12 protein-coding genes are annotated in these 14,861 nt (G+C 65.4%); 2 read left to right on the top strand and 10 right to left on the bottom strand.

Annotation, left to right across the window (positions count from 1 at the left end):
• Both ACZ9A3_RS09100 and ACZ9A3_RS09095 read left to right on the top strand, forming a co-directional pair.
• Complete coding sequence (locus tag ACZ9A3_RS09100) at positions 1–696, top strand: helix-turn-helix transcriptional regulator (protein ID WP_093383461.1); 696 nt, start codon at positions 1–3, stop codon at positions 694–696.
• 3 nt (positions 697–699) lie between these two features.
• Positions 700–1,485 (top strand): PhzF family phenazine biosynthesis protein, encoded by a 786-nt coding sequence (locus tag ACZ9A3_RS09095; protein ID WP_093383466.1) that lies wholly within the window; start codon positions 700–702, stop codon positions 1,483–1,485.
• Here ACZ9A3_RS09095 and chrA read toward each other — a convergent pair.
• The 10 genes from chrA to ACZ9A3_RS09045 form a co-directional block, all read right to left on the bottom strand.
• Positions 1,478–2,677, bottom strand: a complete 1,200-nt coding sequence (gene chrA, locus ACZ9A3_RS09090) for a chromate efflux transporter (protein WP_476252420.1) — start codon at positions 2,675–2,677, stop codon at positions 1,478–1,480. The two genes, ACZ9A3_RS09095 and chrA, sit on opposite strands and share 8 nt — an antisense overlap.
• 145 nt (positions 2,678–2,822) lie before the next feature.
• Entirely contained in the window at positions 2,823–3,557 is a 735-nt protein-coding gene (locus tag ACZ9A3_RS09085) for a TorF family putative porin (protein ID WP_045198667.1), read from the bottom strand.
• A 41-nt stretch (positions 3,558–3,598) separates the two neighbouring features.
• Complete coding sequence (locus ACZ9A3_RS09080; RefSeq protein WP_476252419.1) at positions 3,599–5,341, bottom strand: amidohydrolase; 1,743 nt, start codon at positions 5,339–5,341, stop codon at positions 3,599–3,601.
• Between the two features lie 81 nt (positions 5,342–5,422).
• Positions 5,423–6,412, bottom strand: a complete 990-nt coding sequence (locus tag ACZ9A3_RS09075; RefSeq protein ID WP_045198664.1) for a helix-turn-helix transcriptional regulator — start codon at positions 6,410–6,412, stop codon at positions 5,423–5,425.
• A gap of 109 nt (positions 6,413–6,521) precedes the next feature.
• Complete coding sequence (locus ACZ9A3_RS09070) at positions 6,522–9,008, bottom strand: TonB-dependent siderophore receptor (protein ID WP_476252418.1); 2,487 nt, start codon at positions 9,006–9,008, stop codon at positions 6,522–6,524.
• Between the two features lie 114 nt (positions 9,009–9,122).
• The gene (locus tag ACZ9A3_RS09065; protein ID WP_045198659.1) at positions 9,123–10,073 is read right to left on the bottom strand and encodes a FecR domain-containing protein; all 951 of its coding nucleotides are present in this window, start codon (positions 10,071–10,073) and stop codon (positions 9,123–9,125) included.
• Between the two features lie 3 nt (positions 10,074–10,076).
• The gene (locus ACZ9A3_RS09060) at positions 10,077–10,586 is read right to left on the bottom strand and encodes a sigma-70 family RNA polymerase sigma factor (RefSeq protein WP_045198658.1); all 510 of its coding nucleotides are present in this window, start codon (positions 10,584–10,586) and stop codon (positions 10,077–10,079) included.
• Between the two features lie 36 nt (positions 10,587–10,622).
• Complete coding sequence (locus ACZ9A3_RS09055; protein ID WP_476252417.1) at positions 10,623–11,813, bottom strand: MFS transporter; 1,191 nt, start codon at positions 11,811–11,813, stop codon at positions 10,623–10,625.
• A gap of 90 nt (positions 11,814–11,903) precedes the next feature.
• Positions 11,904–13,808: a M14 family metallopeptidase gene (locus ACZ9A3_RS09050; protein ID WP_093383489.1), complete on the bottom strand. Its 1,905-nt coding sequence runs from the start codon at positions 13,806–13,808 to the stop codon at positions 11,904–11,906.
• A gap of 73 nt (positions 13,809–13,881) precedes the next feature.
• Positions 13,882–14,775, bottom strand: a complete 894-nt coding sequence (locus ACZ9A3_RS09045) for an AraC family transcriptional regulator (RefSeq protein WP_045198654.1) — start codon at positions 14,773–14,775, stop codon at positions 13,882–13,884.
• Between the last annotated feature and the right edge of the window lie 86 nt (positions 14,776–14,861).

Here is a 14,861-nt window from a genome sequence, read left to right as displayed (position 1 = left end):
ATGAAGGTTTGCCCAGCAAAGAACCACGAACAGCAACTTATCCTCGGCGTACTGCACAGCACCCTGAAAATGCTCAGCCAGGTCGTCGGTAACCATACCGAGGTTGTCCTGCACGACCTGCTTAACCCTGAGCGCTCGATCCTCGCCATCGCCAACGGCCATGTCACCGGGCGCCGGGTCGGTGATTCGCTGCTCGGCAGCCCGCGTCATGATCTGGGCTTTGCCGCGGTGCGCCGGGCCATGGACGATCGCAGCAGCTGCGAGCCGATCGTGGTCGACAACTACGCCACCCTCGCCCCCGACGGCCGCACCTTGCGCAGCGCTACCGTGGTCTATCGCGACAGCAGCGGGCAGCCGTTTGCCAGCCTGTGCGTGAATGCCGATCTGAGCGCCGTCGAAGCTGCGCACCAGTTGCTCGGCGGGCTGCTGGGCCTGGCCAGTGCGGCCGCGCCGGTGGCGGACGAGACCAGGGACCTGCAACAGCTGATGGCCGAGATCATTCACGACGCCTGCCCCGGCGGTGTGCTCGGCATGAAGACGGCGCAAAAGCGCGAAGCGGTGCGGCTGATGCAGGAACGCGGCCTGTTTCTGGTCAAGGGCGGCATCGAAAAGGCCGCGGCATCGCTCGGCGTGACCCGCTACACCATCTACAACTACCTGGAGCAGCTCCGGGCAACAGACAACGGACAGCAATGACCCATGCAAGTTGAAATATTCCAGGTAGACGCGTTCTCAGCCACGGCGTTTGGCGGCAATCCGGCAGCGGTGTGCCCGCTTGAAGCCTGGCTGGCAGACGCGACGCTGCAGCAGATTGCTGCCGAAAACAACCTCTCGGAAACCGCGTTCGTGGTCGCCAATGGCGAGCTGTTCGAGCTGCGCTGGTTTACCCCGACGGTAGAAGTCGACCTGTGCGGCCACGCCACCCTGGCGGCGGCCTGGGTGCTGTTCGAGCAATTGGGCGAACAACGCGACACCCTGCGCTTTGCCACCCGCAGCGGCGAGTTGCGCGTTCGGCGTGACGGCGCTCGCCTGGCCATGGACTTCCCGGCCCGCCAGCCACAGGCGCTGGCCGTGCCCGAGGGCTTGTTGCAGGCGTTGGGGCTTGAGCGGATCGAGGCGCTGTACCGCACCGATGACTACCTGGTGGTGGTCGACGACCCGGCGCTGGTCGCAGCGCTTGCCCCCGACTTCGCCGCCCTGGCCGCCTTTGACGTGCGCGGCATCGCCGTCACCGCCCCGGGCCGCGAGGTTGACTTCGTCTCGCGCTGGTTCGGCCCGCGGGTAGGCGTCAATGAAGACCCGGTCACCGGCTCTGCCCATACCTCGCTGGCGCCCTACTGGGCCGCGCGCCTGGGCAAGCACAGCCTCAGCGCCGAGCAAGGCGGCCTGCGCAAAGGCCAGTTGCATTGCCAAGTGCTCGACAACGGCCGGGTGATCATCAGCGGCCAGGCGGCGCTGTACCTGCGCGGCACGATTTTTATCTGAGCAGGCTCAAGCACTGCCCGCCCAGGCCACAGGCGATCACCACCAGCCAGGGCGGCAGCTTGAAGGCCATCAGTGCGACCAGCGCCAGCAACACCAGGACAACATCCAGCGGCTGGCCAATGGCGCTGGTCCACAGCGGCTGATACAACGCCGCCAGCAACAGCCCCACCACCGCCGCATTGACGCCCAGCATCGCCGCCTGCAGGCGCGGGTTGCGGCGCATGCGCTCCCAGAACGGCAACGCCGCGAACACCAGCAAGAACGCCGGGGCGAAGATCGCCAGCAGGCACAGCACCGCCCCCAGCCAGCCGGACTGCGGCCCGTGCATCGAGGCGCCAAGAAAGGCGGCAAAGGTGAACAAGGGGCCGGGCACAGCCTGGGCAGCGCCGTAACCTGCCACAAACGTCTCGTTGCCGACCCAGCCGGTGGGCACCACTTCAGCCTGCAGCAGTGGCAGCATCACGTGTCCGCCACCGAACACCAGCGCGCCGGTGCGGTAGAAGGCATCAATCATGCTCAAGGTCGGATCGGGCCAGAGCCCGGCCAGCAGCGGCAAACCGAGCAACAGGGCGAAGAACAGCAGCCACCACCAGCCGCCAGCGCGCTGGCTGACCCCGATCGGCAAAGGCTCGTGGACAACGCTGTCGCCCGGTTTCAGCAGCATCAACCCCGCGCCAGCCGCTGCAACCATCACCGCCACCTGCGCCCCGGCACCGGGCAGCAACAGCACCAGGCCGGCAGACGCCAGCATCAGCACAATCCGCGGCGCATCCGGGCACAACGTGCGGGCCATGCCCCACACCGCCTGGGCGACAACCGCAACCGCCACCACCTTAAGGCCATGGAGGGTGCCGGCCGGCACCGCCTCGGCATAACCGCCCAGCCCCAGGGCCAGCAGGGTCAGGGCCAGCGCCGAAGGCAGGGTGAATCCCAGCCAGGCCGCCAGCGCCCCGGCGTAACCTGCGCGCGACAGGCCCAGGGCGATGCCGACCTGGCTGCTGGCAGGGCCCGGCAGAAACTGGCAAAGCGTCACCAGGTCGGCATAGCTGCGCTCGCTCAGCCAGCGCCGGCGGCTGACGAACTCCTGGCGAAAAAAGCCAAGGTGGGCGACGGGGCCACCGAACGACGTCAGGCCCAGGCGCAGGAAGATCAGGAAAACCTGCCATGGCGTGTGATCGTTGGCGTGGGGCATACAACGCTCGTTCTACCGGACTGCGCCCATCTTGCCAGCGATGGGCTTTGTGCAGCCAGAAAATTACCAGCGCTGCGCACTCGATCGCGGGGCAAGCCCGCTCCCACAGGTTCGGCGCTGCCTTCAGCATTGGATTGATGCCGGCTCAGAACGCCTTGCTGGCACTTACCACCACAGTCGCCGAGCACAGGTCGTCATAGCCATACCAATTGCTGCACTCGCTTTTGGACAGGTCGGTGTCGATGTAACTCAAGCCCCAGGTCACGCCGACAAACTCGCGACTCAGCTTTGCCTCCCACTCATAGTACGCATTGCGGTCATCGCCACTGGCCGACCAGAACGCCGGGTCCTTGACATCGTTGCGCCCTGCCCGCAGTTCCAGGCCGACCTCGGCCGGCAAGGCGAAGCTGTAGGCAACATAGCTGTACAGGGTGTCCTGGTCCTTGCCAAAGGCGTTGGGCGCATCGCTTGAGTAATAGGCGCCCAGCTTGAGCCCATAGAGGTCAAGGATGGCGTAGACCTCGCTCATGTTGAACTGGCCTTCCTTGGGGTAGCTGTATTTGAGGTAGCCAATATCCAGGCTGATGGCATCGCTGGCCTGCCAGTACCAGCCGGCGTAGTACTCGATTTCCTGGCGGGTCTTGTAGTCGAAGCCGTAATCCACCGTCGAAGTCCAGGCGCCCAGGTACAGGCCGCTGCTGTGCATCAGCGTGGCGCCGGCCTGCAGCGCCGGGTCGCCGAGGCTTTGCGAGATGCCCCGGGAGCGGTAGTCGCTGGTCGCGGCCAGGCTCATGTCGAGGCTGAAGGAATCGTTGAGTGTCAATGCCTGGGCCGTCAGCGGCGCCAGGCAGGCGAAAGCAATGAGCAAGCGTGTGTTCATACCAGACCCTTGTTGTTATGCGTGTGCGGGTAACGGCGCTGTCAGGACTCGCTGGCGTACACCTGCTTGCCGGCGAAGTAGGTCTTGAGCACCCTGGTGTCGAACAGCTCCTGGGCGCTGACCTTGAACACATCGCGATCGAGCACGATCAGGTCGGCCTGCTTGCCGGGCGCTAGCGAGCCGATCTGCCGTTCCAGGCGCAGGGCCTTGGCGGCGTTGAGGGTGTAGGCCTGGAACATGACCTGGCGGTCGACACGTTCCTTGGCATTGAGCACACCCAGCGGGCCCTTGCGGGTCATGGCCTGGGCAATGGCATTCCACGGGTTGGGGCTGGACACCGGCCAGTCGCTGGCGCCGGCGATCAGCGCACCGGCCTGTTGCAACGAGTGCGCCGGGTATTGATAGGCGTAGCCCTGGGCACTGACGTAGGGTTTGACCAGCTCGACGGTGTAGTTTTCAGCGGTCGCCCAGAGCATCTGCATGGAGGCGATCACCCCCAGTTGCTTGAAGCGCGCAAAGTCCTTGGGGTCGACCATCTGCAGATGGCTGATGCTGTGCGCCAGCGGCTTGCCTTGCAGCGTGCGTGCATAGGCCACGCCATTGAGCGATTCGCGCACCGCCCGGTCACCGACCGCATGCATGTGCACAATCCAGTCGCGCTGCTCGGCCGCGGCCACCAGCTCGCCGAAATGCTGCGGCTCGATCAACAACTGGCCGTTCTTGTGGCTGTTGCTGTACGGGGTGATGACCGCCGCCGACTGCCCCGGATATTCGAGCACGCCATCGACAAACACCTTGATGCCCGGGAAACTCAGGTTGGGCACCCCCTCGAACTGCTTCACGACCTGGGCCAGCACCTCAAGGTCGGCCGGCCGGCTCTTGGGGTTGGTGATCATCAGCGCCGCGACATGGGCATTGAGCTCACCGCGCTCGGCCAGCGCCCGGTACAGCGGCAGCACGCCAACGGTTTGCGCCGTAGCCTTGAAATCGAACAGCGAATCGCCGCTGCCGGCATTGGCTGCGGCATCCATCCAGGCGGTGACGCCATACTGGTTGTTGACCCTGACCGCCTCGCGTGCGGCCTTGAGCATCACTTCCTGGCTGGCTGCGGGGATCTGGCTGCGGACCTGGTCCCAGCGCGCTTCGGCGAAGTAGCCGTTGGGGCTGAAGTCGGCCTCGTGGCCGACATAACTGCGGTCTTGCTCGGACAGGCTTTTGACCCACGCCGCGTCGATCTGCATACGCTTGAGCATGGCCTGGTTGGCCCAACCGGTATGGCCGTCGATGCCACTAAGCACCAGCGGCTGAGTGGCCCAGCGGCCCTGGTTGAACAACTGGCCAAGTTCGCGACTGTTGTCCCAGTAGGCCGAACTCGCCCCGGCGACACTGATCACATCGCCAGCCTTGCCACGGCCTTGTTCGACCTCGGCAAGGATCCACTGCTCAAGCGCGGGCAGCGGCTTGACCTCATCCTGCAGGTTGGCGCCGAGGCTGTCGTAGGCCGCCACCACCGGGTGGCTGTGGCTGTCGATCATGCCGGGCATCAGCACCTTGCCGGCCAGGTCGATGCGTTGCGTATGGGCGTCGGCCAGGGCCTGGATCTGCGCATCGCTACCCACTTGCAGGACCTTGCCATCCTTGACCGCAACCGCCTGCATCAGGCCCTGGCCGGGTTCGCCGGTGTAGACCTTGCCGTTGAACAGCACCAGGTCGGCGGCGGCCAGGGCCGGCAGCGAAGCACAGGCCAGGGCAGTGGCCAACAGCGTGGGGATCAATCGTTGCATTGCAGCGCTCTCTTGTTGTTATAGGGCTGGTGACACCCTATAGCGCGCAGCGCGGCAATGGACCTCTGCAAATGAGGAGGGTCAGGCGGTTTTTTCCGCCACCGGCATCGACAGGCGCAACGCCGCACCCAGCTCCACCTTGCTCTTGACCCCCAGTTGCACGTAGCAATTGCGCAGGTAGGTGCGCACCGTCGCCGGACTCAAGGACAGCATCCGGGCGATTTCCTTGTAGGAGTGCCCGGCGGCAAACAGCATGGCTGCGGTGCGCTCGCGGGGCGCCAGCAGCACCCCTGGCGCGGGTGCTTCCAGCGACACAATCACATGCTCGCCATTGGCGCTGAGGGTCAGGCTGCTGCGCCCGAGGCGCATCACGCACGGCGCCCTGGCCAGTTGCGCGCACACCTGGGGCGGCAGCAACGAGCCGCTCCAGCCCGGCAGCGCCTGCTCGATTGCCGCGCACACCCGCGCGCCCACATACAGCAAGCTGCCATCGAGACGGGCAATGGCGAAATCGGCAGCCGCGTTGCCGGTATCGAGACGGATCATGTCCTGCACCTGGAAGCGCCACAGTTGCAGCAGCTGCTCGCAGAAGGCGGCGAACAAGCCGTCTTCGCTTTCGCAAAAGGCAGCGTCGTGCTCGCCGCGGTACAGGCAGACGTAGAAGTTCAGGCCGCTTTGCGGCAGCTCGAAGGTAATGCACATCAGGTGATAGAGGTCGTAGCGGCGGGCGAAGACATTGACCGCCTCGTTGGGGTCGGTGAACTCGCTGTCGCGCACCACCTGCCCTGGCCGCGCTAGGGTGGTGTGGGCGAAACAGTCGATGCCGGCAACCTCGCTCCATTCGCGGGCAAAGGCCGGCGGCAGGTCGATGCGCCCGTGCATCCAGCTTTGCGGCGCAGCGGTTGCGCCAGCCCCAGACATCTCGCCCCACCAGGCCGAGGCAAACGGCACTATTGCGCGAAACGCCTGCAGGCCCTCGGCGATGAAATGCGAGCCGCCACCCTCGCGGGCCAAGCTCGCCAGTTGCAGGACACAACGATTGAACGCCTTGAACTGGGTACTGCTGAGCATTGGCCAACCCTGTTTGCTGCCGAACGGTGGCGCCGACAGTGACACAGGGGTGCAAGAGCGTCCAGCCCAGGGCCGCTATGCGGCCCATCGCCAGTGAGGCCGGCTCATATCACCAGTCGTAAGTCATTTCAAGCGACGCCACCCGCTCCTGCCCGTAGTAGCAGCCAAAGGAATAGTTGCAGTCCGAGACATACTCGCGGTCAAACAGGTTCTGCACGTTCAGGCTGGTCTGCAGCCCGCGCAGGCTTGGGTCGAGTTTGCCCAGGTCGTAGCGGATAGTGGTGTCGTAAACGACGAACGCCGGCACGTCGAAGGCGTTGGCCGAATCCCCCGGCTTGCGCCCGGTGTAGCGCGCGCCGGCACCGACGGTCAGGCCGTTGAGCGCAGCCTGGGTGAAGTGGTAGTCGGCCCACAGGGTAGCCGACACCGGCGCTTGCGCCTCGGAACGGTTGCCCTTATCGCCATAGTTGCTCTTGGTGTAGAACGAGTCGATGTAGGTGGCCGCCGCCAGCACGTCGAGGTTGTCGAGGCGGGTCTTGAGCTCGAGCTCGACACCGCGCGAGCGCACTTCGCCGTCCTGGCTTTCGTACTCAGGGTAGAGCTTGTCGCCGGTCTTGACGTTCTTCTGGGTCAGCTCGAACAGCGAGGTGGTGATCAGGGTCTTGTCCAGCGGCTGGTACTTGACGCCGATTTCATACTGCTCGCCTTCGGTCGGCTCAAAGGCCTTGGCGCCGCGCTGCGGGGCGCTGGTGCCGATGGTCGGCAGGAACGACTGCGAGTAGCTGATGTAAGGCGCCAGGCCGAACTCGGTGACGTAGGTCAGCCCTACCCGGCCGGTGAACTTCTGGTCGTTCTGCTCGGTGATGGTCCGCGCCAGCAGGTCCTTGTTTTCGACCTTGGCCCAGTCCTGGCGCCCGCCGACGGTGATGATCCACTGGTCGAGCCTGATCTGGTCCTGCACATACAGGCCGGTCTGGCCGATGGTGTTGTCCCATTGGGTGGTCAGCTGCGGCACCACGTCGTCGGTGGGGTAGTTGCTCGGGTTGTACAGATCGACCGGGGCCACGCCATAGGCATTGTAGCCGGTGTACTTGCGGTTGAAGCGGCGGTAGTCGAGGCCCACCAGGGTGGTGTGCTGCAGGCGGCCGGTGGCGAACTTGTACTCCAGGTTGTTATCGATGGTGTAGGCGGTGTTGTGCTGGCGCCAGTCGAGCTTGGTGCGGGTGGCGTGGGTCTGGTCGAGCACGCCGGTGTCGGCATCGCTGACGAAGCCGCGCAGGTAGAAACCCTTGTAGCGGTCGCGGATGTCGATGTAGCGCGCGGTCTGGCGGTACTTCAAGTCGTCGCTGAAGGCATGGCTGAAGTCGTAGCCGAGCACAAACTGGTCGCGCCGGTAGTCGTTGTAATGGGAGTCGCCGAGAAACGCATCGCGGTCGATGCGCTGGCCATCGGGGCCGCGGTCGAGCGAGCCGATTTTCGGCAAGGCCTGGTAATCGGCCAGGCCGTCATCGCGCTGCAGCTGGGCATACAGGGTCAGCGCGGTGTCTTCGTTAGGCGCCCAGGTCAGGCTCGGCGCCAGCAGCATGCGCTGGCTGTTGGTGTGGTCGAGCTGGTCGTTGCCCTTTTTCGCCACGCCCACCAGGCGGTAGCTGAGGGTCCCGGCTTCATCCATCGGGCCGCTCAGATCAATCGCGCCATTGACCCGGCTGTAGCTGCCCAGGCCGAACTTGACCTGGTTGCGCTGTTCGCGGGTCGGGCGTTTGGAGACCATGTTGACGATACCGCCCGGCTGGTTCTGGCCATACAGCACCGACGACGGGCCCTTGAGCACTTCGATGCGTTCGAGGGTGTAGGGGTCGATCTGCGGCGCACCGCCCAGGCTTCCGGCGTACGGCAGGTAGGCACCGTCCAGGTACAGCGGGGTCGGGGCGAAGCCGCGGCTGGTGATCTCGTCGGCAATGTTGTTGCGGTCGGTAAAGCCGTTGACGCTCAGGCCCGGGGTGTAGCGCAGGGCCTGGGTGAGATTGCGCGCGCCCTGGGTTTCGACCTGGGCGGCGGTGACCACGTTGACCGCCTGGGGGATTTCCAGGATCGGCGTGTCGGTCTTGGTGCCGGTGGCGCTGCGGGTGGCGACATAACCATCGACCGGCCCGTAGGCCGACTCGACCGCCTTGCCGTTGATGGCGGTGGCGTCTAGCTGCACGCTGGCGTCATCGCCCGCCCCTGGCAGCAGCGAGTAGCTACCGCTGTCCTGGCGCAGCAGTTGCAGGTTGCTGCCGGCCAGCAGCTGGCGCAAGCCGGCCTCGACGCTGTAGCGGCCATGCAAGCCTGGCGATTGCAGGCCACGGGTATCGGCCGGCTGGAACGACACGGTGACCCCGGCGCTGGCGGCAAAGCGGGTCAGCGCCGACTCCAGGGAGCCGGCGGGAATGTCGAACTGGCTTTCGACGCGGGTCTCGGCCCAGGCCGGCGCAGCGGCCATCAGGCTGGCGCCGGCGCCTGCCAGGGCCGAGCCGAACAGCGCGGCCTGAATGGCACGGCGCAAAGGGGTGAGTGTGCGCAGGTTGCGCGTGGAGTGTGGATTACAAAGGGACATGCAGTTTCCTTTCGCCCGTTGGCAGTGGTGGTGGCGTCTGAGGCGCCTCTACCTACAAGTCGAATGAGAATCTGAATCAACACCCCCCTTGTGAAAATAATTTTCTGCTGCGTTTCAGGCCGCTTCGACCCTGACCCAGTAGCGGCTGAACTGGCGAATACGCACCGGCAAGGTGCTGCTCAGGTTGGCGAGAATAGGGTCGCTGTTGGCCAACTGGAAGGCCCCGGAAATTCTCAGGCCGGCCACCGCCGGGTGGCACCCCAGGTGCCCGGGGCGGTAGCGCTGCAATTCGTTGATAAAGTCGTCCAGGCGCCAGTCGTGCACCACCAGCAGGTCGCGCAGCCAGGCGTCGGCCTCGGGGTTGGCGGGCTGCAACGGGCTGATGCTGGCGCGCTCAAAGCTCAGTTGCTGGCCGGCCTCGACCCGCACGGGGGTGAGCAGATCAGCGCTGCAACGCACTTGCACGGCATGCTCCTGCACGCTCACCCGGGTGCGCCCGGCGTCGCGGCGTACGATAAAACGCGTGCCCAGCGCGCGAATGCTGCCTTCGCCGGTATGCACGATGAAGGGCCGGGCCAGGGCATCTTTTGCCGTTTCGATGAGGATCTCGCCGCTGAGCAGGCGCAGTTCGCGCAGCTGCCCGCTGTAGTGAATATCCACCGCGGTAGCGGTGTTCAGGTGCAACTGGCTGCCATCCTGCAGGCCTATGCTGCGCCGCTCGCCGGTGCCGGTGCGCTGGTCGGCGATCAAGGCCGGCAACGGCGTGGTCTGCCAGGCCAGGGTCCCTGCCCCGCCCGCGGCCAGCAGCAGCGACAGCACCTTGAGCACTTCGCGGCGCTTGGCCTGGGCGCTGGCCAGCAGCGGCCGGGCAACGCCAGCACTGACCTGAGCAAAGGTGCCTTGTACCCGCTGCAAGCGCTCCCAGGCCTGGCGGTGGCGCGGATCACCGGCCAGCCACTGTTGGTGGGCAAGGCGGGTAGCCGGGTCTGGCGCTTCGCAGCGCAGTTCGACGAACCAGTGGGCGGCCGCTTCGAGGGTGGCGCGATCCAGGCGCTGGGCGCTCACCGCTCAGTCCTCGGCCAGCAGCAGGCAATGGGTCAGGGCGCGCACGGCGTGTTTCTTCACCGTGTTGACCGCGAGGTTCTGGCGCCGGGCGATTTCCACGTAGCTCAGGCCGTCGAGCTGGGCCATGAGAAAGATCTCGCGGGTCTTGCGCCCCAGACCGTCAAGCATGGCGTCGATTTCCATCAGCGTCTCGATCACCAGGGCGCGGGTTTCCGGCGAGATGTCGAGCAGCTCCGGGCGTGCGGCGAGGGTTTCGAGGTAGGCCTGCTCCAGTGCGCGGCGGCGGAACAGGTCGATCATCAGGCTGCGCGCGACGGTGCTCAGGTAGGCCCGTGGCTCACGCAGTTCCGGGGCCTTGCGCTGGGTCATGACGCGGATGAAGGTGTCCTGGGCGAGGTCCGCGGCATGCTCGCGGCAGCCCAGGCGCTTGCGCAGCCAGCCGCACAGCCACGGGTGATGCGCCTCATACAGCGTGTGAACAGCGAGTTGCAGCGAAGGGTCAGCGCTGGACATGGAGGCGGCCTGGGCAAAGTTATCTGGTAATGAATCTCATTCATTATAGTTAGATCCAAATTTGCCAGGCAAGCCGCAATGCAGTTGCCGCTCCACCCACCAGGACAGCGGCAGGGTCAGCAGCAGGAGTGCCGCCAGGCTGATCACCGCCGTGGTGATGCCGGCGCTATCGCCAACAGCGCCAAACACCACCGGTGCCAGGGCGCCGCCGCCGATGGTGCCGGTGTAGAACAGGGCAAAGGCCTGGTCGCGCCTGCCCGCCCCCGCCAGCTCCGGCACCACGCCGTAGAGCACCGACGAGGTGCCATTGAGCACCAGGCCCAACAGCGGCAACAGCACCAGCATCGGCGTCAGCGGCAGGTACAGCATCGACACGATCAGCAGCGCAGTGAGCGACTCGGTGCACCACACGGTTTTCATCATGCCGATACGTGCGCCCAGGTAGCCGCACAGCAGCTTGCCGAAGGCGCCGCCGACGAACAGCAGCATCAGCGCCAGGCCGATACCGGCGGAGCCTGCGCCCTTGGCTTGCAGCAGAAACGGCAGAAAGGTGAGAAAGCCCATGCGTACCGCACTGTCGAGGGTGCCGGTGAGCAGCAAGGCGGCCAGGCCGCTGCCGGAGTCGCCGCCAACAGCAATCACTGCTTTGCGCACACTCGGCGCCGCCGACGGCTGCGGCGCGATCAGCCACCAGAGCAGCACAGCGGCCGCAAGGCCAAGGATGCCCAGCACGGTGACGCTGGTTTGCCAGCTGGTCACCACCAGCAACAGGCCGACTCCGGCGGGCACCAGCATCTTGCCGATATCACCGGCAAAGTTGTAGTGCGCCAGCGCCTCCTTGACCTCGCCGCCGGCCTCATGACTATCGCTGACCAACGACGATGCCAGCGGGTGCTGGGTACTGGCACCGAGGCCGCCCAGCAACAAGGCGAACAGCAGCATACCCAGGCCCCCGGCCTGGCCAGCCACCAGGTAGGCCAGCCCGGCCAGGGCGGTGCCGCCGACCAGCAGACGCTCACGGCCCCAGCGTTTTGCCGCGCGGCTGGCCAGCAATTGCAGGCCAGCCATCATCCCGGCGTAGGCGCCACGCAGCAGGCCGACCTGGGCGAAGCTCAGGGCAAACTGCGCCTGCCACAGCGGCAGCAAGACGTAGATGACATCGGTGAGGCCGTCGTGCACGGCGTGGGCCATGCTGGCGGCAATCAGTGAACGACGGCGGGTGTTCATGCATAAAGGCTCGGGCGGGAAGACCAAAGCCTTTATAGATCACGGTTTTTGCGTATGACCAATACCGTTTTCAGACCGATCGATACCGGTTCAGTACACCGCCCCCACCGGATAGACAAAGGCATTGACGTCATAGAACGGCGTACGCTGGTAGAACCAGTGCAAGCGTGCGCTGGGGCTGGCGGCGAAGGCCTTGTCACCCTTGAGCTTGCTGTCGAACTCGGCCTTGAGCTCGGGGCTTTCGGCGAGCATCTTGCGCGCCATCGGCTCCATCACGTATTCCTCCGGTTCTTCCGCCGCCACCAGGGTCGCATTGAAAAAGCCCCAGGCCCAGAACGAGTCGGGGCTTTCGGGGTACAGCAAATTGACCGCCAGCACGCCCAGCGGCTGGTCGGTATCGATCACCACCGAGCCGGCCGGGAAGGTCTGCAAGCGCTCCAGCGGCTTGGCCACGCCACTGACCAGCAAGCGCCCTTCGTAGCCCGGGATCTGGTTGACCTGGGTGCGATCGGGCTCGAAGCCCCCCGCCACTTTTACCTGGTCCATGCGATACAGGGTGACGGCAATCGGCGTCGGCTTGTCGAGGGTGGTCATGTGGATGCCATGGGCCTTGAGCCGGGCAATCACCTCGCGCCACTGGCCCGGCACCACATACTGTTTAGGCCGTTTGACCACCAGGTCGGGCTCGGTGTTGCCCGTCACCGGCACGCTGAGCTTCTTCGGCGTGTTGCTCCAGACGAGGGTCCTGGCACCGGTGATCGGCGACTGCTCATAGCGGTAGTCACCGACAGTAAAGGCGGTGCTCTGGGCCTTGCCCGGTTTCCAGGTGAGGGTCACCTGCTCCTGGGCTTCGAGGCGTTCGCGGTCCTGGCGGATGGCTTCGCCAAGCGACGTGGCCTGATCGCCAATCACCTGGAACATGCTCTTGAGCATCACGTAGTTGCCCAGCACCTGGGTTTGATACGGGTGCAAGGCGTGCTGCTCGATGAGGATCGACGGCACGTTGCGGATGTCGCCGTACTGGTTGGAAAAGCGCGCGTAGTCGGTGCGGTACGGGTAGTAACCCTGGGTCGGGTCCTGGTTGCTGTTGAGGCTGATGCATTCATGCACCACATGGCCGTCGGCCTCCAGCGCCTGGTACACCGGTGCGCGCATGACCTTGTCGATCCAGGCGCTGCTGGCCGGCGACCAGCCGTTGCCATTGTGGCAATAGGAGCTGTCGTAGGGGTACATGGCGCCGTCGGTGGAATGGGTGTCGGCAAAAAAGCTCAGCTGGTAGGTGTTGAACACCCAGGCGACGTTGCGGATCTCGGCGCTGTCGAGCTTGGTGAAATCGCGGTTGAGGTTGTAGTTCAGGCCGTTGACCCGCCAGCCGGTTTCATCCGGGCCGTTCTGGTTGATGCGCCCGTAGGCGCTGCGGCGCAGGTCGCCGTCGACATTGACGGTGGGAATGAAAAGGATGTTGACCTTCTCCAGTAACGCAGCCAGCGGTTTGTCGCCAGTGGTCATGTCGCGCAGGAGCATGAACATCGCGTCCTTGCCATTGGCTTCGCCGGGGTGAATCTGGGCTTCGACGAAAATCGTCGGCTTGCCCGACTCGTTGAGCCCGGCCGGCGACTTGTCGACCTCAAGGGAAGCGATGGCCATCAACATCGGGTGGCCTTCGGCGCTTTTCTCCGGCAGGTCGTTGAGCACGATGCTGCCCCCGGAGGCGGCGGCCAGGCGGGTCATGTAGGCACGGGTTTCGTCGTAGTTGCTGGTCTGGCGAAATTCGCTCGCCTCGGCCTGGGTGATCAGCGGGTTGTCCGGCCTGGCCAGGTAACGGGTGCTGGCCAGGGTCTGGGCGAACATCGCTGGCAGGATGCGCTGCTTGGCAGCCGGGGAATACAGGCTATCGTCGATATACGACGGCGCGCTGGGCAACGCCGCCGGGGCTTGCACGGCAGCGCCCAGCAACAGCGCGACAACGAGGGGCTGCAAAAGCGGGTGTTTCATGATCGATCCCTGTCATGAGAGGCAGGTGCCCACCTTAAACCACAATGTGTAAGCAGACGAGAGCCAGGCCGGGTCACAGATACGGCTGTTCTTCCCCCGGGCTGCGCTGGAAATGGCGCTTGTACTCGCGGCTGAACTGCGAGGTGCTCTGGTAGCCCACCCGGTGAGCCGCCTGGGCCACGCCCATGCCCTCACCGATCAGCATCTGCTGGGCCTTGAGCAAGCGCAGGCGCTTGAGGTACTGCATCGGCGACAGCAAGGTGCTGCGCTTGAAGTGCTCGTGAAAGGTCGAGGCGCTCATGTTCGCGCACGCCGCCAGCGCTTCGACGCTCAGCGGTTCGGCATAGTGCTCGCGCAAGTAGCTGAGCGCCGCCGCGATGCGGGCAAAGTGGCCCTGCTGCTCGACCAGTGCCCGCAACACCCCGGCCTGCGGCCCGCGCAAGGCCACATACAGCACCTCCCGCACCCGCGCCTGGCCCATTACCTGGCAGTCCAGCGGGTCGAGCAGGCAGCGCAGCAAACGCTCGACGCTGTCGCGCATGGCCTCATCCAGCGCCGCCGAGGTCATCGACTCCGGGGTTTGCGCCGTGATCGCCCGGTCTGGCGCCAGGCCCATGCTCTGCACCAGCTCCCCGAGCACGCCGCGGTCGATGGCCACCGACACCCCCAGCAGCGGCTCCTGCTCGGTGGCAAAGGTCTCACACATGAACGGCACCGACAGCGCCTGCACCAGGTAATGCCCGGCGCCGTATTCCAGGGTACGCGGCCCAAGGCGCGCCAGCTTGCTGCCCTGGGCGAGGATCATCAGGCTCGGTTCGTAAATCTGCGGGCTGCTGGCCACGTAGTGACTGGCCGACAGCACCTGCACCTGGGCAAGTGGCGTGTCGACAAAACCCGGGCGCAGCGCCAGGGAGCGGATCAGGGTACAGAGGGTGGCGTTGGCATCGGAGTGGCGAGTGAGCTGCATGAAAAACCGCACGGAGGATTGGACACTGACATCATCGCAGCTTCGCGGCCAGGCGCCAGAGTCCGGCGACCAAGTACGGAGTTTTA

Source organism: Pseudomonas sp. TE4620 (assembly GCF_056279045.1).
This window is presented reverse-complemented; position numbering and strand designations above follow the sequence as displayed.